The sequence below is a fragment of the Minwuia sp. genome (assembly GCF_048263705.1).
Taxonomy (GTDB): domain Bacteria; phylum Pseudomonadota; class Alphaproteobacteria; order Minwuiales; family Minwuiaceae; genus Minwuia.
In genome coordinates this window covers 16,914-37,227 of the sequence record NZ_JBLXDV010000013.1, presented here as the reverse complement: position 1 = coordinate 37,227, position 20,314 = coordinate 16,914, and the positions used below count along the sequence as shown (strand labels likewise).

Annotated in this window: 16 protein-coding genes; 10 read left to right on the top strand and 6 right to left on the bottom strand. The window is 63.5% G+C overall.

Annotated features, from left to right (window positions below):
* Positions 1–51: 51 nt before the first annotated feature.
* Entirely contained in the window at positions 52–1,104 is a 1,053-nt protein-coding gene (locus tag ACN0X7_RS16600; RefSeq protein WP_417519298.1) for an alcohol dehydrogenase, read from the bottom strand.
* Between the two features lie 250 nt (positions 1,105–1,354).
* Here ACN0X7_RS16600 and ACN0X7_RS16595 point away from each other — a divergent pair, with 250 nt between their 5' ends.
* The 7 genes from ACN0X7_RS16595 to ACN0X7_RS16565 all read left to right on the top strand — a co-directional run bounded on the left by ACN0X7_RS16595 (position 1,355) and on the right by ACN0X7_RS16565 (position 8,413).
* The gene (locus tag ACN0X7_RS16595; protein ID WP_417519296.1) at positions 1,355–2,125 is read left to right on the top strand and encodes an ABC transporter ATP-binding protein; all 771 of its coding nucleotides are present in this window, start codon (positions 1,355–1,357) and stop codon (positions 2,123–2,125) included.
* Complete coding sequence (locus ACN0X7_RS16590) at positions 2,122–2,835, top strand: ABC transporter ATP-binding protein (RefSeq protein WP_417519470.1); 714 nt, start codon at positions 2,122–2,124, stop codon at positions 2,833–2,835. The genes ACN0X7_RS16595 and ACN0X7_RS16590 overlap by 4 nt, the downstream gene beginning before the upstream one ends.
* 12 nt (positions 2,836–2,847) lie before the next feature.
* On the top strand, positions 2,848–3,723 hold the full coding sequence (locus ACN0X7_RS16585; RefSeq protein WP_417519294.1) for a branched-chain amino acid ABC transporter permease: 876 nt from the start codon (positions 2,848–2,850) through the stop codon (positions 3,721–3,723).
* Between the two features lie 4 nt (positions 3,724–3,727).
* The gene (locus ACN0X7_RS16580) at positions 3,728–4,984 is read left to right on the top strand and encodes a branched-chain amino acid ABC transporter permease (RefSeq protein WP_417519292.1); all 1,257 of its coding nucleotides are present in this window, start codon (positions 3,728–3,730) and stop codon (positions 4,982–4,984) included.
* A 79-nt stretch (positions 4,985–5,063) separates the two neighbouring features.
* Entirely contained in the window at positions 5,064–6,284 is a 1,221-nt protein-coding gene (locus tag ACN0X7_RS16575; protein WP_417519290.1) for an ABC transporter substrate-binding protein, read from the top strand.
* Positions 6,285–6,521: 237 nt separating this feature from the next.
* Complete coding sequence (gene apaG / locus ACN0X7_RS16570; protein ID WP_417519468.1) at positions 6,522–6,947, top strand: Co2+/Mg2+ efflux protein ApaG; 426 nt, start codon at positions 6,522–6,524, stop codon at positions 6,945–6,947.
* 14 nt (positions 6,948–6,961) lie between these two features.
* Positions 6,962–8,413, top strand: coding sequence for a TrkH family potassium uptake protein (locus ACN0X7_RS16565; RefSeq protein WP_417519288.1), 1,452 nt, complete (start codon positions 6,962–6,964; stop codon positions 8,411–8,413).
* A 6-nt stretch (positions 8,414–8,419) separates the two neighbouring features.
* Here the strand turns inward: ACN0X7_RS16565 and ACN0X7_RS16560 are convergent, their stop codons facing one another.
* On the bottom strand, positions 8,420–9,814 hold the full coding sequence (locus tag ACN0X7_RS16560; protein ID WP_417519286.1) for a sensor histidine kinase: 1,395 nt from the start codon (positions 9,812–9,814) through the stop codon (positions 8,420–8,422).
* Positions 9,815–9,965: 151 nt separating this feature from the next.
* Here ACN0X7_RS16560 and ACN0X7_RS16555 point away from each other — a divergent pair, with 151 nt between their 5' ends.
* Together ACN0X7_RS16555 and ACN0X7_RS16550 are read left to right on the top strand one after the other, a co-directional pair.
* The gene (locus ACN0X7_RS16555) at positions 9,966–11,567 is read left to right on the top strand and encodes an AMP-binding protein (protein ID WP_417519284.1); all 1,602 of its coding nucleotides are present in this window, start codon (positions 9,966–9,968) and stop codon (positions 11,565–11,567) included.
* A gap of 124 nt (positions 11,568–11,691) precedes the next feature.
* Entirely contained in the window at positions 11,692–12,726 is a 1,035-nt protein-coding gene (locus ACN0X7_RS16550) for a DMT family transporter (RefSeq protein WP_417519282.1), read from the top strand.
* A 58-nt stretch (positions 12,727–12,784) separates the two neighbouring features.
* Here ACN0X7_RS16550 and ACN0X7_RS16545 read toward each other — a convergent pair whose 3' ends face one another.
* Complete coding sequence (locus ACN0X7_RS16545; protein WP_417519280.1) at positions 12,785–14,422, bottom strand: ATP-binding protein; 1,638 nt, start codon at positions 14,420–14,422, stop codon at positions 12,785–12,787.
* A gap of 225 nt (positions 14,423–14,647) precedes the next feature.
* Between ACN0X7_RS16545 and ACN0X7_RS16540 the strand changes: the two genes are divergently transcribed.
* Positions 14,648–15,409 (top strand): 3-hydroxyacyl-CoA dehydrogenase, encoded by a 762-nt coding sequence (locus ACN0X7_RS16540; protein WP_417519278.1) that lies wholly within the window; start codon positions 14,648–14,650, stop codon positions 15,407–15,409.
* 48 nt (positions 15,410–15,457) lie between these two features.
* Here ACN0X7_RS16540 and ACN0X7_RS16535 read toward each other — a convergent pair whose 3' ends face one another.
* Genes ACN0X7_RS16535 through ACN0X7_RS16525 form a run of 3 tightly spaced genes read right to left on the bottom strand, consistent with a single transcriptional unit; the run spans position 15,458 to position 20,293 of the window.
* The gene (locus tag ACN0X7_RS16535) at positions 15,458–16,009 is read right to left on the bottom strand and encodes a histidine phosphatase family protein (RefSeq protein WP_417519276.1); all 552 of its coding nucleotides are present in this window, start codon (positions 16,007–16,009) and stop codon (positions 15,458–15,460) included.
* 24 nt (positions 16,010–16,033) lie between these two features.
* A complete protein-coding gene (locus tag ACN0X7_RS16530; RefSeq protein ID WP_417519274.1) occupies positions 16,034–19,189 on the bottom strand; it encodes an efflux RND transporter permease subunit in 3,156 nt (1,051 codons plus the stop codon).
* 3 nt (positions 19,190–19,192) lie between these two features.
* Positions 19,193–20,293, bottom strand: coding sequence for an efflux RND transporter periplasmic adaptor subunit (locus tag ACN0X7_RS16525; protein WP_417519272.1), 1,101 nt, complete (start codon positions 20,291–20,293; stop codon positions 19,193–19,195).
* Positions 20,294–20,314 lie beyond the last annotated feature (21 nt).

The window sequence follows — 20,314 nt, the reverse complement described above, 5'->3', positions numbered from 1 at the left end:
CCGTGTCCGGCAGCGCCGGACCGGGGTGTGGCATCGCCGGTTCACAAGCCGTTACGGCGTCAGGACAACACGCCCGACGATCTTGCCCGCACGCAGGTCTTCCAGCGTGTCCCAGGCCGCGTCCAGCGGGCGCTCCGCAACCGGCATCGGCGGCACCTTGCCCGCCTTGACCAGTTCCATCAGTTCGCCCATCTCGGCCGGGCTGCCGACCAGCGATCCGCGCACGGTGATGTTCTTGAACGGGAACAGCGGCACCGGAATGGTCATGGCCCCGCCGAACAGGCCGATGATGACCAGAATGCCGCTGGCACCCAGCGAGGTGACGCCGAAGGTCGCCGTCTTGTCCGAACCGACGAAGTCCACCGCGCCGGGCAGGCCGCCGCCGGTCAGCTTGGCCACTTCCTTGCGGGTCGCCTTGTCGGACGGATCGAAGACATAGTCGGCCCCCGCCCTGGTCGCGGCTTCCAGCTTGGCCGGGTCGATATCGAACACGATGGTCTTGGCCTTGACCGCGGCCTTCGAGATCATCAATCCGGCCATGCCGACGCCGCCGGCACCGATGATGCCCATGAAGCCGCCGCGCTCGGCGTTCGGCTTGGCCTTCATCAGCGCGCCATAGGCGGTGATGCCCGAACATGCGTACGTCGCCGCAAGGCCCGTCGGCACGTCGCCGTAGTCGTACAGGAACTGCTCGTCGGGGCAGATGACGTGGTCGGCATAGCCGCCATCGACATGAACGCCCAGATTGCGGGGGCGGGTGCACAGCTCGGTATGCCCCTCATGGCAGATGTCGCAATCCATGCAGCCGATCCAGGGATAGACGATTCGCTTGTCGCCGACGGCGGCGGTCTTCACGTCCGGTCCGACGGCCACGACCTCGCCGACGATTTCGTGACCCAGCGTGAACGGCAGGCTGCGGCCCCGCTTGGCATCGGCCTGGTTGCCGCCGCCCATGTCGAAATAGCCCTCGTGCAGGTGAATATCGGAGTGGCAGACACCACAGGCCTCGATCCTGACGAGCACCTCCTTACCCTGCGGTTCCGGGTTCTCGTACGTGAATTCCTTCAGTGGCGCGCCGTATTCGTCAAACTGCATGCTGCGCATTTTCTGCTCCCCGTTTCAGCCAGTTCAGATCAGTTGGCTGACAGACTATGCCGGGCAGGGGCCGGTCACAACCGTTCCGGCCATGCGAACAGACCAACGCGCTTCGGCGCTTGACGGCAGTTTACACGCTGCTAATAAGGACCACTCAGGGAAGCAATACCCGGAAGTAATCTACAATTACCGGGATACAGGGGAGGAGCAGCGTGCGCCGATTTGTGGCACGTCGTGGATTCTGCGCAGGTGATGCGCGATGACGACAGAGATCCTCGAAGTCGATAATGTTCATGTCCGCTTTGGCGGCATCGTCGCGCTTGACGGCGTGTCGTTCACGATGCCGGAAGGCAAGATCGTTGGCCTGATCGGGCCGAACGGCGCAGGCAAGACCACGCTGTTCAATTGCCTCAGCCGGCTGTATGTGCCGACCGAGGGCGACATCCGGTTCAAGGGAGCGACCATTCTGGAGAGTCCGCCGCATCATATTGCGGACATCGGCATCGGCCGGACATTCCAGAATCTGGCGCTGTTCAGCACGATGACGGTGCTGGAAAACGTCATGGTCGGCGGTCATTCGACCACCAAGAGCGATTTCATCTCCAACGCGCTGCGGCTGCCCGCACGGGGCAGGGAGGAACGTGAACTGCGCGACCGGTCGGGTGCGCTGATCGAGTATCTCGGCCTTGGCGATGTTGCGCACAGCATCGTTGCGGGATTGCCCTTCGGTACGCAGAAGCGGGTTGAACTGGCGCGTGCGCTGGCCTCCGACCCCGAACTGCTGCTGATGGACGAACCGGCGGGCGGTCTGAACCACGACGAACTGGATGAACTGGGTGCCGTGATCCAGCAGCTGCGGGACGACCGCGGCATTACTGTGCTGCTGGTGGAGCATCACATGGGGCTGGTGATGAGCATTTCCGACAAGGTGGTCGCCATCGATTTTGGCCGGAAGATCTCTGAAGGCACGCCGGAAGAGGTTCAGAACGATCCGGAAGTGATCAGGGCTTATCTGGGGACGGGACACTGATGGCCATTCTCGAAGTCAAGGGCCTGAAGGCCTACTACGGTCAGATCGAAGCCCTTCACGGCGTCGATTTCGCACTGGAAGAGGGCGAGATTCTCGCGGTTCTGGGCGCCAACGGTGCGGGCAAGACGACCAGCCTGCGCGCCATCTGCGGCATGGTCCGGTCCGAAGGCTCGATCATGATCGAAGGTGACGATGTCATCGACATGCCCACTGAAAAGATCGTCAGCCGCCATCGCATCGCGCACGTGCCCGAGGGGCGCGGCACTTTCGTTCGCGTCACGACCGAGGAAAACCTGCGACTGGGGGCCTTCACGCGCCGCGACAAGGAAATCGAGCAGGATTACGAACGGGTCTATCACTATTTCCCGCGTCTGAAGGAGCGTCGCAACCAGCAGGCTGGGACGCTGTCGGGCGGTGAACAGCAGATGCTGGCCATCGGGCGCGCGATGATGCTGCGCCCGAAGATCATGCTGCTGGACGAGCCGTCTTTCGGTCTCGCGCCGATCATCACCGAGGAACTGTTCAAGATCCTGGGCACGATCAACCGCGAGGAAGGCGTCAGCATGCTGGTCGTGGAGCAGAACGCCAATCTGGCGCTTGATATCTCCAAGCGGGCCTATCTCCTGGAAACCGGCAACATCGCCATGTCCGGTCCGGCCGACGAAATCATGAATGATGAACAGGTACGCAAGTCGTACCTGGGTTATTGAGGAAAGAGGCAGATGGATCTTTTCATTGAGCAGACCCTGAGCGGCCTCGCGAGCGGCGCGATCTACGCCTGTCTGGCACTGGCCGTCGTGATGATCTACCAGGCCATCGACCATTTCAATTTCGCCCAGGGCGAGATGGCCATGTTCTCGACCTACATCGCCTGGTTCCTGATCGCGGAGGTCGGCCTGCCCTACGGCGTGGCTTTCATCGCCTGCATCGTGATCTCGCTGATCGGCGGCGGCCTTGTCGAGCGGGTCGTGTTCGCGCCCATCGCCAACGCGCCCGTGCTCAGCCATATCATCGTTTTCATCGCGCTGTTCTCGATCTTCAATTCGATGGCCGGGTTCCTGTTCGACTTCACGCCCAAGCAGTTCCCGACGCCGTTCGGACATGAGGCGCTGATCGACGGCGTGCCCTTGAGCGCGCATCGAGCGGGCATGGTCGGGGTGACTCTCGTCATGCTCGGCGTGATCTACGCATTCTTCCGCTACACGCCGATCGGACTGGCCATGCGGGCGTCGGCTGCTGCGCCTGAATCGGCGCGGCTTGTCGGCATCAACGTCAAGTTCATGCTGTCGCTGGGCTGGGGTCTGGCCGCCGCGATCGGTGCCGTTGCCGGCATGCTGATCGCGCCGATCACCTTCCTGACGCCCGACATGATGCTGGGCACCCTGCTGTATGGCTTTGCCGGCGCGGTCGTGGGCGGGCTTACCAGCCCCGCCGGTGCGGTGCTGGGCGGTTTCCTGGTCGGCATTCTGGAGAACTGGATGGGCACCTTCGTCGTGGGCAGCCAGCTCAAGCTCACCGTCGCGCTGATGCTGATTATTGTGGTGTTGCTGATCAAACCGGCGGGTCTGTTCGGGCGCCAAGAGGTTAAGAGGGTCTAAGCTGATGTCTGTTTCGAATCCCGCCGATATCCGCCCCTGGTTCCTGCAGGAGAATCCGAAGAAACGCATCCTGGTGCTGGGCGTTCCGCTCCTGCTCTGGGAAAAGATCGCGTTGCTGATCGGCCTGCTGGTGATCGTCATCCTGCCTGTCTTCTACGACGGCTACGACATCTACGAGTTCGGCAAGATCCTGATGTATGCCCTCGCGGTGCTGGGGCTGAACATCCTGACCGGCTTCAACGGCCAGTTCTCGCTGGGGCACAGCGCCTTCTTCGCGGTAGGCGCCTATACGACCGCCGTGCTGATGGATCAGTTCGGCATGCCCTACTGGACGACCATCGTGCCCGCGGCCGCACTGTGCTTTGTGGTCGGATTCCTGTTCGGCCTGCCGGCCCTGCGGCTTGACGGTCTGTTTCTCGCGCTGGCGACGTTCGCGCTGGCCATCGCCACGCCGCAGATCCTGAAATACGACGGTCTGGCTCCGCTGACGGGCGGCGTGCAGGGCATCTCGCTCAACACACCCTATCCGCCGGCATGGGTCGATTCGATCGCAATGTCGGTCTCGGGTCAGGAAATGTCTCTGGACAGATGGAAGTATATTTTCACGGCCATCGTCGTCGTGATCTTTTTCTGGCTCGCCTATAATCTCATCAACTCGCGTACGGGCCGCGCCCTGATCGCCATTCGTGACAACCCGCTGTCTGCGAAGACGATGGGCATCAATCTGGCAATGTTCAAATCGGCCTGTTTCGGGGTCAGCGCCATGTTCACGGGCGTCGCCGGGTCGCTGTTCGCGATCATGGATGAATATCTCGCGCCCGAGAGCTTTACCTTCGCCGAGGCCATCAAGTTCCTGGTCGGCGGCGTCGTGGGCGGGATTGCAAGCCTGTTCGGCGCGATCTTCGGGGGCTGGTTCGTCCTTGAGGTCCCGAATCTGGGCGACAGTCTGGCGGCCAACCTGGGTCTGTTCGTCTTCGTCGTCGCGATCGGCCTGATCGGCCTGATCATCGGCCGGCAGATCGGCACCTTCGCACAGGCCATGATCGGCTTCGTCGGCGGTATCGTGATCGGCATTCTGCTGAACGTGTTCATGGTCTACGGTTTCGACTTCCACGTCAGTGAAATGATCGACGTCAACAATCCGCAGGGGTTGTCCTGGACGGTTTACGGGCTGCTGCTGATCTTTGCGGTCTACGTCATGCCGATGGGTGCGACAGGTCTGGTTCAGATTCTGGTGCGCAAGATCGGAAAAACCCGATAGAGTTCCACTCTAACCGATCGGTGATGGGCGCACTGAATCGGACTGAATACCCAAGGCCCGACATGCAGAGGAGATATACATGAGCATCAAGACCAAAAGTCTGATCGCCGCAGCGGCCGTCGCCGTCGTGGCGGCCGGCGCAGCCGAGGCGCGAAATGCCCCGGGTGTGACCGATACCGAAATCAAGATCGGCAATACCAATCCCTATTCCGGCCCTGCGGCCGCCTACAGCTCGATCGGCAAGTCGATCAGCGCGTGCTTCGACATGGTGAATGACAAGGGCGGCATCAACGGCCGCAAGATCAACTTCATCTCGGTCGATGACGGCTACAGCCCGCCGCGTACGGTGGAGCAGACCCGCAAGCTGGTCGAACGCGAAAAGGTCGCTTTCGTCTATCAGGGTCTGGGAACGCCGACCAACTCGGCCGTTCACACGTACCTGAACAAGAAGAAGGTGCCGCAGCTGTTCGTCGCGACGGGCGCCACCAAGTGGGGCGATCCGAAGAACTTCCCGTGGACCATGGGCTGGCAGCCGAACTACCAGTCCGAGGGCATTGTCTACGCCCGCTACATTCTCGACACCGTCGAGGATCCCAAGGTCGCCGTGCTGTATCAGAATGACGACTACGGCAAGGATTACCTGCACGGCATGGAAATCGGTCTGGGTGACAAGGCGGACGAGATCATCGTTGCCAAGGAATCCTACGAGGTCACCGATCCGACCATCGAATCCCAGGTCGTGAACCTGGCCAACTCCGGCGCGAACGTGTTCTTCAACGTCACCACGCCGAAGTTCGCCGCCCAGGCCATCACCAAGATCGCCGAGATCGACTGGAACCCGCTGCAGATCCTGAACAACGTCTCCAGCTCCATCGGTTCGGTGATTTCCAAGGCCGGCTTCGACAAGAGCCAGGGCATCATCTCCGCCGCCTACTTCAAGGATCCGACGGATCCCGAGTGGCAGGGCGATGATGAATACAAGGTCTGGTCCGACTTCATGGACAAGTACTATCCCGATGGCGACAAGACCGATGCGTTCACCGCGTTCGGCTGGTCGGCCTGCAACACCATGATCAAGGTTCTCGAACAGGCTGGCGACGATCTCAGCCGTGAGAACATCATGAAGCAGGCTGCGAACCTGAAGGACTATCGCGCGCCGATGCTTCTGCCGGGTGTCATGATCAACACCAGCCCGACGGATTACTATCCGATCGAGCAGTGGCAGCTGATGAAGCTGGAAGGCGAAGGCTGGAAGCGTTTCGGTGAGGTTCTGGACGGTGCCGTCGGCTCCGGTTCCTGATCCAACCCGATAGCGTTCTGAAGATCAGGGTCGCCGGTTCCGCCGGCGGCCCTTTTCTGTGGGTGACGTCCTGGGAAGTCGCCGGGCGTGTCCCGTGGCAGAGACGGCCGGGCGGGCAACCGGCGCAAGTGCGCTGCGCCGCGTCAGTCCGACGGTGATTCCGTCAAAGCGGCAAACGATCTGGCGGCGCGTTCGCGAGGGCTTCCATCGCTGCCAAAAATCGGGCTGTATGCGTCGATGGACGAGACTTCGCAATTCGACGAGCAGGGCCGGTATGTTGCCGTGACGGACGGCATCTCGGTGCATGTCAAACCGGTGTTTCTGCCGCGTCAGTCGGATCCCGGGGCGGGGCAGTACGTCTGGGCCTACGAGATCACGATCAACAATCACTCCGATCAGACCGTACAGCTTCTGAACCGCCACTGGCGGATCACGGACGGCAATGGTCGGATTGAAGAGGTGCAGGGCCCCGGGGTCGTGGGCAAGCAGCCCGTGCTCTCGCCGGGGCAGAGCTTCAGCTACGCCAGCGGATGTCCGTTGAGCACGCCCAGCGGTTTCATGGGCGGGCATTTCGAGATGGTCGGCGAACGGGGAGAGCGGTTCCCGGTGCAGGTGCCGGTGTTCTCGCTGGATCTGCCGACATCCGACCGCTCCGTGAATTGAGCGGAACCTGATTCATGGGTGATCCGCGCGGTGTCCTGCTGATCAACGGAGTGCTGATCACCATGCTGGGGCTGGCGATGCTGATCCCGGCGCTGGTCGATCTGGCGTTGAACCATCCCGACTACGCGGCATTCCTGTCGGCAGCCGTGATCACGCTGTTCTGCGGCGGCGCGCTGATCGCCTCGACCTACCGGCGCGGTATCCAGCTGACCGTACGGCAGGCCTTCATCCTGACCAGCAGCGTCTGGGTGGTCCTGCCGGCCTTTGCCGCGCTGCCGCTGGTTTTCTGCGAACTCCGGCTTTCCTACACGGACGCCTTCTTCGAGGCCATGTCCGGCCTGTCGACCACCGGTTCGACCGTGATCACGGGGCTGGACGACACCCCGCCCGGAATCCTGCTGTGGCGGGCGATCCTGCAGTGGCTGGGCGGTGTGGGGATCATCGTCACCGCGATCGCGGTGCTGCCGCTGCTTCAGGTCGGCGGTATGCAGCTCTTCCGCATGGAAAGTTCTGAACAGTCGGACAAGGCGCTGCCGCGCGCGGCCCAGATCGCGGCGGCGACGGCCATTGCCTATCTGGTGCTGACCCTGGCCTGCGCAGCCGCGCTGTTCATGGCCAGCGTGCCAGCGTTCGACGCCATTGCGCATGCCATGACGACGGTCGCCACGGGCGGCTTCTCGACCAGCGATGCTTCGGTCGGCGGGCTGGAAAACGACGCCGCCGAATGGATCATCATTATCTTCATGGTGATGGGCTCGCTGCCGTTCGTGCTGTATCTGCAGGCCATCCGCGGCAGGCCGATGCTGCTCTGGCGCGACACACAGGTGCGCTGGTTCTTCATCACCGTCGGCACAGGGATCGGGCTGGTGCTGCTGCTGACGAGCCTGCTGGACCGCGACGGCTCCGCGCTCGAAGCCTTGCGTCTGGCAACGTTCAACACGATCTCCATCATCACCGGCACCGGCTATGCGACGAGCGACTACGGCTCCTGGGGGCGGTCGGCGACGGCATTGTTCTTCTTTTTCACCTTCATCGGCGGCTGCGCTGGCTCGACCTCGTGCGGGATCAAGATCTTCCGGTTCAGGGTCATGTTCGAAAGCGCGCGGGTGCAGATCAATCAGTTGATCCGGCCCAACACCGTGATGGTGCCCCACTTCAACGGACGACCGCTGGAGACCCACGTCATCGATGCGGTGATGGGCTATTTCTTCCTGTTCGCGATGGTGTTCGGGATGCTGGCGTTCCTGCTCACGCTGACCGGCCTGGACCTGACGACGGCGATCTCGGGTGCGGCGACGGCGGTGTCCAATGTCGGGCCGGGCCTGGGCAATATCATCGGGCCCGCCGGCACGTTCCAGCCCCTGCCCGACGCGGCCAAGTGGCTGCTGGCGGTTGGCATGCTGCTGGGCAGGCTGGAGTTTCTGACGGTGATGGTGCTGTTCACGCGCCGGTTCTGGCGCGGCTGAGGCCTGTCACGCGGCGATGGCGTGGTCCGGTTCGGCGCGCAGGACCGGGCCTGCGGGCAGATCGACCCGGACTGTCGTCCCTTCACCGGGCGCGCTCTGGATCGAAAGCGTGCCGCGATAGCTGTGCACAAGATCGCGGCAGAAGATCAGCCCGAAGCCATTGCCCTTCTCGCCGGACGTGCCGCTGCTGGTATGGCGTTTCTCGGGGTCGTTGATCCTCTGCAGGATCTCCGCGTCCATGCCCGTTCCCTGGTCCCTGACGATCAGGACGGCACGATCACCTTCCTGCGCGACGCACAGGCCGACCTGGCTGCCCGGCGAGGAGAACTTGAGGGCATTGCTGAGCAGATTACGCAGGATGGTTTCCACGCCGCCCTGTTCCGCAATGGCGGACACGGACGGATCGATGCTCCTTTCAAGCGCGATGTCCTTCTGGGCGAAACTGCGCTGCAGCGGCTCGAACGCGGCGTGGCAGGATTCGGCAAGGGACACCGGCCCGCGCTGGCTGCCCGCGATCTGAATCCGGACCCACGCCAGCAGGCTGTCGACCAGGGCCAGTGCCTGTCCTGACGCTTCGTGAACGTTCTCGGCTGTCCGGCTGGCCTTTTCCATATCGCCGGCCTTCACGAAGTGCTGCAACGCGTCGGTGCCGCCGACGAGGCTGTTGAAGGGCGTGCGGAGGTCGTGCGCCAGGATCGAGATCAACCGGTCGCGCGATTTCAGTTCGCGACGCAGACTGCTGCCAAGCTTGCCGGTCAGGAGCGACAGCGACCAGAGGGCGAAGATCATGGTGACGACGCGCAACAGCGCCATCGTGATCGTGACCAGCCCGTCGCTTTGCAGGTAGTCGGTGAAGTCGGGTCCCCGCATCACCGGAACGAGAGCCGCAACGATGGTCAACGCAAATCCGCCCGCGATGATACCGCCCGGTATCCGCGTCCAGTCGCCGATCACGCGGGCGGAAATCCAGGGGCGCAGGCTCACCACCAGCCAGCCACAGAGGACGATTCCGGCCAGACCGAGGGCGAGGACACGCATCTTTCCGTCCGCATCGACGAAGCCCCACCACAGCATCGACAGGCCGATGAAGGCGGCGACGGTCACAACCGGCCACCACCTCACGGTGCCACCGAAGAACACCCGCGTCCCCAGGATGGTGACGCCAAACCCGCCGATGGCCATGATCTCGCCCAGCACGATGGAAATCAGGTCCGGGATGTATCCCCGCATCGCGACCAGCAGTCCGCCGAATGCGATGATGGTGAAGCCGATGGACCACAGCCGTTTGGCGATGGCCGCCGACTCGATCGGCGGTCGGCGCTGTGCACCGATGAAGTAGGCGGCCGCCACGTTCATCGCGAACGACATCAGCAGCACGGTTCTGAGATCGATATCAATCAAGGTCGGATTCAGACCTGAGCAGAGAACGGTCGTTCATAAAACACCACGAAAAGCTTGTGATTTACTTAAATCAGATGCGCGTGGCGGGCGATGGCCACCCGGTGAGAGACTGGTGTACCCTGTGGCGGCAAATCTCTGGGGAGGGATGATCATGACCGTTCACGACAGCCGGATTCCACCTTTCGAGGACTGCGTTGTGGGTGCCATGCTGCACAAGCGGGCGGCGGCGCACCCGGACCGGGTCTTTGCCATCTTCGAAGACGGTGACCAATGGACCTACGCCGACATGCTGGTCCGCGCGCGCCGCGCGGCTGCGGGACTTCGAAAGCTCGGGGTGAACCGGGGCGACCACGTGCTGTCCTGGCTGCCGAATGGCAAGGAGGCGATCCTGACCTGGTTCGGCCTCAACATGCTGGGGGCCGTCTACGTGCCGGTGAACACCAGCTACCGCGGCGGCCTGCTGGAACATGTGGTGGCGCTGTCGGATGCCAGGCTGATCGTCGTGCATGCGCAACTGATGCCGCGGCTGGCGGATGTGGACCGCGCGGCCCTGACCGATGCCATCGTCATCGGTGGCGACGCGACCGCGATGGCGGGGCTGACCAGCCACCCGGAAACAGCGCTTCAGCCCGACGAGGAAGCCGAAGCCGACGAACCCGTGGCCCCCTGGGACAACCAGTACATCATCTTCACCTCCGGCACGACGGGACCGTCGAAGGCCGTGCTGTCGCCCTACCTCCAAGCCTATGCCATGGCCTGCGAGAGCTATCACTTCCTGACCGGAGAGGATCGCGTGCTTGTCAATCTGCCGCTGTTTCATGTGGGCGGCACGATCTTCGTCTATGTGATGTTGCATCATGGCGGCTCGGTGGTGATCGAGAACAGCTTCCGAACCGAGGATTTCTGGGAGTCGGTGCGCGAGAAGGGCGTCACCTCGACCTGTCTGGTCGGCGCGATGACGCCGTTCCTGCTGAAGCTGCCGCCGTCGAACCGCGATCAGGACCATCCGATGCGCTCCATCGTCACCATCCCGTGGAACGAGGATTCGCTGGCGCTGGGGCGGCGCTATGGCGTGGACATGTTCACCGGCTTCAACATGACCGAGATTTCCTCGCCCATCGTCTCGGAAGCCAATCCGCCCGCGCTGGGCACCTGTGGCAAGGCCCGCGACGGCGTCGAGGTGCGCGTGGTCGACGAGAACGACTGCGAGGTGGCGCCCGGCACGGTCGGCGAACTGATCGTCCGCACCGACCGGCCCTGGGCCATGAACAGTGGCTACTACAAGAACCCGGAAGCGACCGCGAAAGCCTGGCGCAACGGCTGGTTCCACACCGGCGATGCCTTCAAGTATGACGAGCATGGCAATTTCTTCTTCGTGGACCGGATCAAGGATGCGATCCGCCGCCGGGGCGAGAACATCTCCTCGTTCGAGGTCGAATCCGAGGTCACGCAGTATCCGGCGGTGCGCGAGGCGGCGGCGATTCCGGTGCCCAGCGAATTCAACGAGGACGAGGTGATGGTCATCGTCTCGCCCGCGCCGGGAGAAAGCATCGACGCCGAAGCCCTGTTCCGTTTCCTGGAACCGCGCATGGCCCACTTCATGCTGCCCCGCTACATCCGGGTGGTCGACGATCTGCCCAAGACGCCGACGCAGAAGGTGCAGAAGGTCAACCTGAAGGACGAGGGCATCACCGCCGACACATGGGACCGCGAGGCGGCAGGCATCAAGGTGAAGCGCGAAGCCGTCGGCTGAGAGGTGGTGTTGGATCGGCGGGCGAACAGCATGGCGGTTTCGAGAGACCGCCCCTGCGCGATCTTCACGCGCTTTTAAGGCGATGCTGGTCTAACATCGGGCTCTCACTGACGACGGATTTCCCTTGCTTGCATCGCTGAAGAAACTGCCGCCCAACGTACAGGGTGCCCTGTGGCTGCTTGTTGCCGGCATCTTCCTGTCGTCGATGGGCGTGTTCATCAAGCTGGCGAGCCAGGAACTGCATCCGTTTCAGGTGGCCTTCTTCCGCGCCTTCTTCGGCTTTCTGGTGATCGCGCCCTTCGCGCTGAAGGGCGGGCTGTCGGCAGTCAGGACGAAGCGGCCCTTCATGCATCTGATCCGCGGCCTGATCGGCGGTGTGGTGCTGCTGATGATGTTCTATTCGGTGGCGAACCTGCCGCTGGCGGACGTCACCGCGCTCAGTTTCACCAAGCCGCTGTTCCTGATCCCGCTGGCAGTCCTGTTCCTGGGCGAGAAGATCCGCATGCGCCGGACGATCGCCACGCTGGTCGGTTTCACCGGTGTCATCGTCATGCTGCGGCCCGGCGGCGAGATCGACCCGATTGCCTTCGTGGCGCTGGGGGCGGCGGCGCTGATCGCGGTGATCACCATCTTCATCAAGATCCTCTCGCGCGTGGACAGCCCCAACACGATGGTCTTCTGGTCCAGCTTCGTCCTCAGCTTCGTCGTGCTGGGCCCCGCGCTTTATCACTGGCAGACGCCCAGCCTGGAAGTCTTCGCGATGCTGGTCGGCCTGGCCGTCGTCGGCACCATCGGACAGTCCATGCTGATCCGGGGCTATGCCGTGGGAGAGACGACGGCGGTGACCCCGTTCGACTATGCGCGGCTGATCTATGCAGGCGCATTCGGCTTCATGTTCTTCGGCGAGATTCCGGACATCTGGACGGTGGTCGGCGCGCTGATCATCGTGGCCTCGACGATCTACATCGCACATCGTGAAGCCAAGCTGACGCCGGGCAAGAAGTCCACGGTCGCCACCTTCGACGGCCCGGCGGGCAGCAACGCTCCCGGTACGGTCAAGCATGGCTATCCGCATGTATCGGGGCAGACCATCGGCACCACCTGGCAGGAAGCGCGCGGTGCCGGAAGCCCGGGGGCACCAGGCAAACCGCCATCCTGAGTTTTCCTGCTCGGATCAGGGACAGGCGCAGCCGGACGGGACGGCGACGGCAGGTTGGTCAGGCGCAGTCCTTCAGTGATTGTGCCCCGCCTTGCGGTACATCCAACCGGTCGGCGGGCAGTGTCACCGACACCGCAGTGCCCTGGCCGACCGTACTTTCGATCAGCAGACTGCCGCCCATCAGTTCGACCAGCTTGCGTGAGACCGACAGGCCAAGCCCGGTGCCCCGCTGTCCGCCGTCGGGCCGCGATTCGACCTGATAGAACGGCTCCAGGATCAGTTCCAGATCCTTCTCCCTGATGCCGATCCCGGTGTCGCTGATGCGGATCACCACGCGTCCGCCGGGCTGAGCGGCAGAAGTGATGGAAACCCTGCCGCCTGCGGGCGTGAATTTCACGGCATTGTTCATCAGGTTGATCAGAACCTGTCGCAGCGATTTTTCGTCGGCCATCACGATCGCGGCAGTGTCGGGTATGTCGATGACCAGATCGACGCCCTTCTCCTCAGCCAGTCCCTCGACCATCTTGCGGGACTGGCTGAGAATTTCCCGCAGGTCCACGGCTTCCATGTCGATCTCATAGTGGCCGGACTCGATCTTGGACATGTCCAGCAGGCCATTGACCAGTGACAGCAGATGCTCCCCCGAATTCCGGATGTCGGTGGCATACTCCAGATATCTGGGGTTGCCGACGGGGCCGAGATACTGGTTCCGCATGATGTCGGCGAACCCGATAACGGCATTGAGCGGCGTGCGCAGTTCATGGCTCATGTTGGCGAGGAAGCCCGACTTCTGCCTGTTCGCCTGTTCGGATATCTCGCGCGCCCTGTCGAGCGCCTCTGCATGTGCCGCCATGCGCCGCATGAACACGGCACCGGCGGCGATGACGACGACGATGAAGGCGGTGAGCGCGGCAAGCATCCAGGGGATCATCGCCGTACCCGGCAGGTTCGGCTTCCAGATCAGCTTCAGGTCCGGATCACCGCCCGAGACCGGCAGGGGGACGGAGGCTTCGCCATATCCCGTTTCACGTCCGGCGATGGTCAGATCCCGCACCAGACCGGCCTTCTCGATGCTTGCCAGAAACGCCGGATCAAGCTTCTTCGAGAACACCATCACGTGGTCGGTGCTGATGTCGCGCTCATCGTCATAGTCGGTCATGCGGATGGCCGATGTGAGAAACAGTTCACCGTTGTTCCGCGTATAGGCGGACACCGACCGCGGCACCTCGTTGTCTGGCGACCGGCGCGCGGTTTCGATCAGTTCGGCCTCGCTCCGGCTCGCTGTCGGGGTGCCCGTCGCGTCGGCCAGGACGCCGTCGATCACGCGGGCCTTCTCGTTGCCGGCGCCGTCGAAGATGCGCACCAGATTGACGCCGCTCTGCGTATGCAGGAACGCGCCGATCTCGCTCTCGAGCCACGCCAGATCCGGCTCGACCGGTGTGACGATATGTTCGACCGCAGCATCCCAGTAACCGTATTCTTCCAGCAGGACGGCCTGCCGGTCCGTCCGGTTCAACAGCGCGGACTGCACAAGATCCACGGATACCTGCCGGGCGTTCCGATCCTGAAGATAGATGACCAGACCGGAAAGGATCAGCACGCTGAGAACGCTCAGCAGGGCCAGGCCGGTGAACGTCCGCCCGAGCGCGCGCCGATCTCTTTTCTCGACCGTGTCAGGAGGGGATGATCTGGCCATGCTGGGGCTCCTGACAGGTGTGGCGCACGGGCGAAGCCGGTAACCCGTGCAGCCGTTGACCGAGATGCGCCAGTTTCTTTCCAAGAGATTAACAATTGTTTTCCGTATGCGGAAAGGTAGTGGAACAGCGTGGGAATTTCGATCGAGGGGTTTGCTCGTCTCGACGGCATGTGATTTATCTCGGATAACCGAATATGGTCCTGGAAAGTCAAAGGGGAGAGAGACATGAAACTGAATGGTGCAGCCGCGGTCGTGACCGGCGGCGCTTCGGGTCTGGGCGGTGCGACCGCCCGCGAACTGGCTTCGGCCGGCGCGAAGGTCGCCGTCTTCGATCTGAACGAGGATCTGGGGAACAAGATGGCCGAGGAGATCGGCGGCATCTTCGTGAAGTGCAACGTCGCCGATGAGGATTCCGCCGTGGCGGCATTCGAGTCCGCGAAGGAAGCGCACGGTCCCTGCCGCGTGCTGATCAATTGCGCCGGCATCGGCACCGCCAACAAGACGACTTCCAAGGGCGAACCGCATCCGCTCGATGCGTTCAAGCGGGTCATCGACGTCAACCTGATCGGCACCTTCAACTGCATCCGGCTGGGCGCGACCCAGATGGCCGGTACGGACCCCGACGAGAACGGGGACCGCGGCGTGATCGTGAACACCGCATCCGTCGCGGCATTCGATGGCCAGATCGGTCAGGCGGCCTATTCGGCCTCCAAGGGTGGCATCGTCGGCATGACCCTGCCGATCGCGCGCGATCTGATGAACGACGGCATCCGGGTCTGCACGATTGCGCCGGGCCTGTTCATGACGCCCCTGCTGGCCGGTCTGCCGGACAATGTGAAGGACGCGCTGGCCGCGTCCGTGCCGTTCCCGAAACGCCTCGGCGATCCGTCGGAATATGCGCACATGGCCCGCGTCATCGTCGAGAACCAGATGCTGAACGGCGAGACCATCCGCCTCGACGGTGCCATCCGCATGGCACCGCGGTAGACCTGTCCCGGAACGGTGTTTGACGATTCCGTCAAACGCCGTTCCGCGCTACAGCACCTCGGTTTCGACTTCGCGGCCGAGTTCCGCGACCCGCCATTTGCCGTCGGCCTTCTCGATCCGCGTGATCGAGCAATTGTCGGGACGGAAGCTGATGACGCGCTGGTCGCCGTTCAGCGCGCCGACGATGGTGTTGATGGCGACGAAATGGCTGGAAATCACGGTGTCGCTCTCGATCTCGTCGATGGCGGCCAGCAGATCGTTACGCCAGTCCAGAAGGTCCAGGGCCGCCGGGTCGGACCAGGTTCCACCCATCATTCCGGTCAGCCACTCCCGGCGCTCTGTCAGGTTCTCCGACGGGGACGGCACCTCCGACACCCGCGGATCGATCCGCGCCGGTGAACCCCAGACGTGTTCCAGTGCGGCGGCCGTCTCCCGGCAGCGCCGCATGGGGCTGGCGACCAGCGGCAGCGGCCCCTTCGGACCCAGAACGTCGGCCATGGCGAGGGCCTGGCGGGTGCCGGTCTTGTCAAGCGGCGGGTCCAGGTCTTCGTCAAACGCGGCGGCAGCCTTGCCATGGCGGACAAGATAGATCGTGGTCATGGTCGTTCCTTCGGTCGTGTGATGTTACTCTGCGGCGGAGACGGGTTGGCGCTCGCCCGGTTCCGGCACGGTATCCGGCTTCTTCTGGTCGTCGCGCTGCGCCTGCAGGCGGCGTTCGATGAAGCCCACCGGTTTGGTGAAGCGCGCCAGCCCCAGATAGAACAGCGGCACGATGAACAGCGACAGGATCGTCGAGAAGCCGATGCCGCCGATGATCACGATGCCCAATGTTTCGCGCGTTTCGGCACCGGCACCGGTGGCCAGCGCCAGCGGCAGCGCGCCCAGTGCTGTCGAGATCGTGGTCATCAGGATCGGACGCAGTCGGGTTGCCGAGGCATTCAGCACGGCCTCGCGCACGCTCTGTCCCTGATCCCGCAGCTGATTGGCGAACTCGACGATCAGGATCGCGTTCTTTGCCGTCAGCCCGATCAGCATGATCAGGGCGATCTGGCTGTAGACGTTCACGCTGATGCCGGTGGCCAGCATCGTGCCCAGCGCACCGGTGATGGCGAGCGGCACGCCGATGATGATCGAGAAGGGATGGATGAAGCTTTCGAACTGTGCCGCCAGCGCCAGGAACACCACAGCCAGCGCCAGCGCAAAGGTGAAGTACAGCGCGCTGGATGATGATTTGAACTCGTCGGATTCACCTGCATAACCGATCCGGGCGGCCGCGGGCAGGTTCTCGGCGGCGGCATCCTCAAGGAACGTCAGCGCCTCACCCAGCGTATAGCCGGGTGCCAGCGATGCGGTGATCGTGACCGAGCGCAACCGGTCGGTCCGCGCCAGTTCGCCGGCGGTGGCCCCTTCCGACAGGCGGACGACACTTTCCAGCGGCACCAGTTGCCCGCCGTCGGTGGAGCGCACGTAGATATTGCGCAGATCCTGCGGGCTGGCGCGGTCGTTCTTCTGCGCACGCAGGATGACCTCATACTGCTTGCCGCCCTTCTCGAAAGTGGTGACACGCCGCTCGCCCAGCAGGGTTTCCAGCGTCAGGCCGATATCGCTGACCTGCAGCCGCAGATCGGCGGCGCGGTCACGGTCGATCTGCACCCGCAGTTCCGGCAGGGTCTGGTCGTAGTTCTTGTCGGGATTCAGCAGACCCGGGTTTTCCTCGGCCTTCGCAATGATCAGGTCGGCCCATTCGGCAAGCGTCTCATAGTCCGGCCCGCCGAGCACGAACTGGACCGGTGTCTGGCTGAAGCGCTGTCCCAGCGGCGGGCTGCCGAAGGCGAACGCCTTCACGCCGGGTACCGAGAAGATCTTCGGAAACACCTGGGCGATCACCTCGCCCTGGGTGACCGTGCGTTCGTCCCAGGGTTTCAGACGAACGATGCCGAAGGCGCGGTTCACGTCGCCCGGCCGTCCGAAACCCGGCGCCAGGATGACCAGCACCCGTTCGGCGTCACCGCGTTCGACAATGGACATCAGGCCCTGCTCGACCTCGGTGACGTAGCGGCTGGTGAAATCGAGGCTGGCTCCCTCCGGCGCGGTCGCGCTGACGAAAATCACACCGCGATCCTCACGCGGGGCCAGTTCCTTGGGCAGTGCCGTGTAGAACACATACGACAGCGCCGAGACCAGCACCGCGAATGCCAGCATCAGCAGCGGCAGCTTCAGGGTCTGCGCCAGCAGCCAGCGATAGCCGTCGGCCAGGCTGTCGAACATCCGGCCTGTGCGGCGGCTCAGCCAGCCGGATTCGCTGGCGGGCTTCAGGACCTTCGAACACAGCATCGGCGTCAGCGTCAGGGCCACGAAACTGGAAAAGATCACGGCTGTGGCGACGGCGATGCCGAATTCCCGGAACAGGCGTCCGACATTGCCTTCCAGGAACGAGATCGGCACGAACACGGCGATCAGGACGATGGTCGTGGCGATCACGGCGAACGCGATCTGGCGGGCCCCGTTGACGGCAGCCAGCAGGGGCGGTTCGCCCTCTTCGATGCGTCGATGGATATTCTCAAGCACGACGATGGCGTCATCGACCACCAGCCCGATCGCAAGTACCAGCGCCAGCAGCGTCAGCACGTTGATCGAGTAATCCAGCGCACCCAGCACGATGAAGGCCGCCAGGATCGACACGGGGATCGCCAGCGCGGGGACGATGGTCGCGCGGACGGACCTCAGGAAGACAAAGATCACCAGGACGACCAGTACCATCGCGATCGCCAGCGCCCGATAGACTTCCTTGATCGATTCCTCGACAAAGACCGACTGGTCGTAGGACACGTCCAGCGTCATGCCTTCGGGCAGCGCGGGGATGACCTTCGCCAGTTCCGCCTTCACGCCGCGTGCGACTTCCAGCGTGTTGGCCTTGGACTGTCTGATGACGCCGATCCCGACCGCAGCCTTGCCGTTGGACCGCAGTTCGGTGCGTTCGTCCTCGGCCCCCAGCACGACGTCGGCGACCTCCGACAGCCGAATGGCATAGCCGTCCTGTTCGCTGACCACGATGTTGCGGAATTCGTCGACCGACGACAGCGATGTCTCGGTGCGCACGGTCAGTTCGCGGGTGTTCGATTCCAGGCGGCCCGACGGCACCTCGATGTTCTGTGCGCGGATGGCCGCTTCGACGTCGTTCACCGTCAGGCCGCGCGCGGCCAGTTCGTTCTTCTTCAGCCAGATGCGCATGGCGAAACGACGGCCGCCGCCGGTGCGCACGCGGCTGACGCCATCCACGACCGAGAAGCGGTCGAGAATCTGGCGCTCGGCATAGTCGGTGAGTTCCAGGGAATTCAGCCGGTCGCTGGACAGGACCAGCCAGATCATGGGGCGGGCATCGGACTCGGTCTTGGCGACGCGGGGCTGATCGGCATCCGAGGGGATGCGGTTGATCGCACGGCTGACCCGGTCGCGCACATCATTGGCGGCGGCGTCGATGTCCCGTGTCAGATTGAACTCGACCGAGATCGAGGAGGAGCCTTCGCGGCTGGTCGAGGTGATGCGCTTCACGCCGCCGATACCGGCCAGTTCGTCTTCCAGAACCTGCGTGATCTGGGTTTCGACGATGGCCGCGTTGGCCCCGCGCCACGTCGTGTTCACCGACACGATGGGCGGGTCGATGTCGGGATATTCGCGCACCGTCATCTGGTCGTAGGAAAAGTAGCCGAGCAGCACCAGCACCAGCGACATGACGATGGCGAAGACCGGGCGTTTGATGGCTGTATCGGAAAGGACCATGGGTCAGCTTTGTCCCGCAGGGGCGGTGCGTACGGCGACATCGGCGCCCGGACGAACCTTCTGGACGCCGGCGGTGATGACCTGCTGGCCGGCGGTGATGCCTTCGATGATCTCGACCTTGCCGGGCCGGCGGCGTCCCAGCTTCACCGGCTGCCGGACGGCCTTTCCATCCTCGATGGTGAAGACGAACGCGCCGCCGTCCACCACCAGAATCGCTTCCTCGGGTGCCAGCAGCGCATTCTCGGTCCGGCTGTAGACCAGTTCCACGGTCAGGAACATGCCGGGCCGCAGCAGCCCCTCGGCGTTGTCGATTTCGGCGCGTACCGTGACGGCGCGTGTTGTCGGATCGACGCGCGTGTCAATGGTGGAGACGACACCTTCGATCGGTGTGTCCGGATAGGCCGACGAGCGCGCCAGCACGGTCTGGCCGGGATGCAGCGCCGCCAGGGCGGTTTCCGGCACATCGAAATCCAGCTTGATGACGGAGATATCGTCCAACGTGACGATGGGCTCGCCGGGCTGGACCAGAGCGCCGACGCTGGCCTGTTTGAAGCCGAGCCGGCCCGAGAACGGGGCCTGAAGGGTAAATTTCCCGATCCGCGCCTCGATCTGGCGAACGGCGGCCTCGGCAACGGCAACGCTCTGCGCCAGTTCCTCGGTCCGCGCCCGGGTCACCAGGCCCTTGCGCCGGGTCGCCTCGGCACGGTCATAGACCTGCTTCGCCAGCTTCAGTTCGGATCGCGCGCCTGTCAGATCGGCGGCGATTTCCGCGGTTCCGAAGCGGACCAGGACGTCGCCCCGGTTGACCTGCTGCCCCTCGCGCACGCGCAACTCCACGATGCGTCCGGCGATCTCGCTGGTGATGGTGACGGACTGGTTGGCGCGGGCCGTGCCCACGACACGCACGGAATCGAGCAGCAGACCGGGCGAGACGATTTCCGCATCGACGGGCACGGGACGACCGCCGCCGCGGCGCTCACCGTTTCCGGCTTCGGGCGGTGCGAAATAGCTGCCGATCAGCGGCAGGTCGGCCCGGTTCTGCCAGGCAAGGATTCCGGCGACCGCAAGCACTGCGACAACCAGAATCTGGATCAGAATACGCACGTTCGCCTCTCTCTCTTGCCG

Bases quoted from the DNA above. Each gene is read 5' to 3' on its own strand.
- ACN0X7_RS16600 (WP_417519298.1), bottom strand. From the start codon at position 1,104: ATGCGCAGCATGCAGTTTGACGAATACGGCGCGCCACTGAAGGAATTC.
- ACN0X7_RS16595 (WP_417519296.1), top strand. From the start codon at position 1,355: ATGACGACAGAGATCCTCGAAGTCGATAATGTTCATGTCCGCTTTGGC.
- ACN0X7_RS16585 (WP_417519294.1), top strand. From the start codon at position 2,848: ATGGATCTTTTCATTGAGCAGACCCTGAGCGGCCTCGCGAGCGGCGCG.
- ACN0X7_RS16580 (WP_417519292.1), top strand. From the start codon at position 3,728: ATGTCTGTTTCGAATCCCGCCGATATCCGCCCCTGGTTCCTGCAGGAG.
- ACN0X7_RS16575 (WP_417519290.1), top strand. From the start codon at position 5,064: ATGAGCATCAAGACCAAAAGTCTGATCGCCGCAGCGGCCGTCGCCGTC.
- apaG (WP_417519468.1), top strand. From the start codon at position 6,522: ATGGACGAGACTTCGCAATTCGACGAGCAGGGCCGGTATGTTGCCGTG.
- ACN0X7_RS16565 (WP_417519288.1), top strand. From the start codon at position 6,962: ATGGGTGATCCGCGCGGTGTCCTGCTGATCAACGGAGTGCTGATCACC.
- ACN0X7_RS16555 (WP_417519284.1), top strand. From the start codon at position 9,966: ATGACCGTTCACGACAGCCGGATTCCACCTTTCGAGGACTGCGTTGTG.
- ACN0X7_RS16545 (WP_417519280.1), bottom strand. From the start codon at position 14,422: ATGGCCAGATCATCCCCTCCTGACACGGTCGAGAAAAGAGATCGGCGC.
- ACN0X7_RS16540 (WP_417519278.1), top strand. From the start codon at position 14,648: ATGAAACTGAATGGTGCAGCCGCGGTCGTGACCGGCGGCGCTTCGGGT.
- ACN0X7_RS16535 (WP_417519276.1), bottom strand. From the start codon at position 16,009: ATGACCACGATCTATCTTGTCCGCCATGGCAAGGCTGCCGCCGCGTTT.
- ACN0X7_RS16530 (WP_417519274.1), bottom strand. From the start codon at position 19,189: ATGGTCCTTTCCGATACAGCCATCAAACGCCCGGTCTTCGCCATCGTC.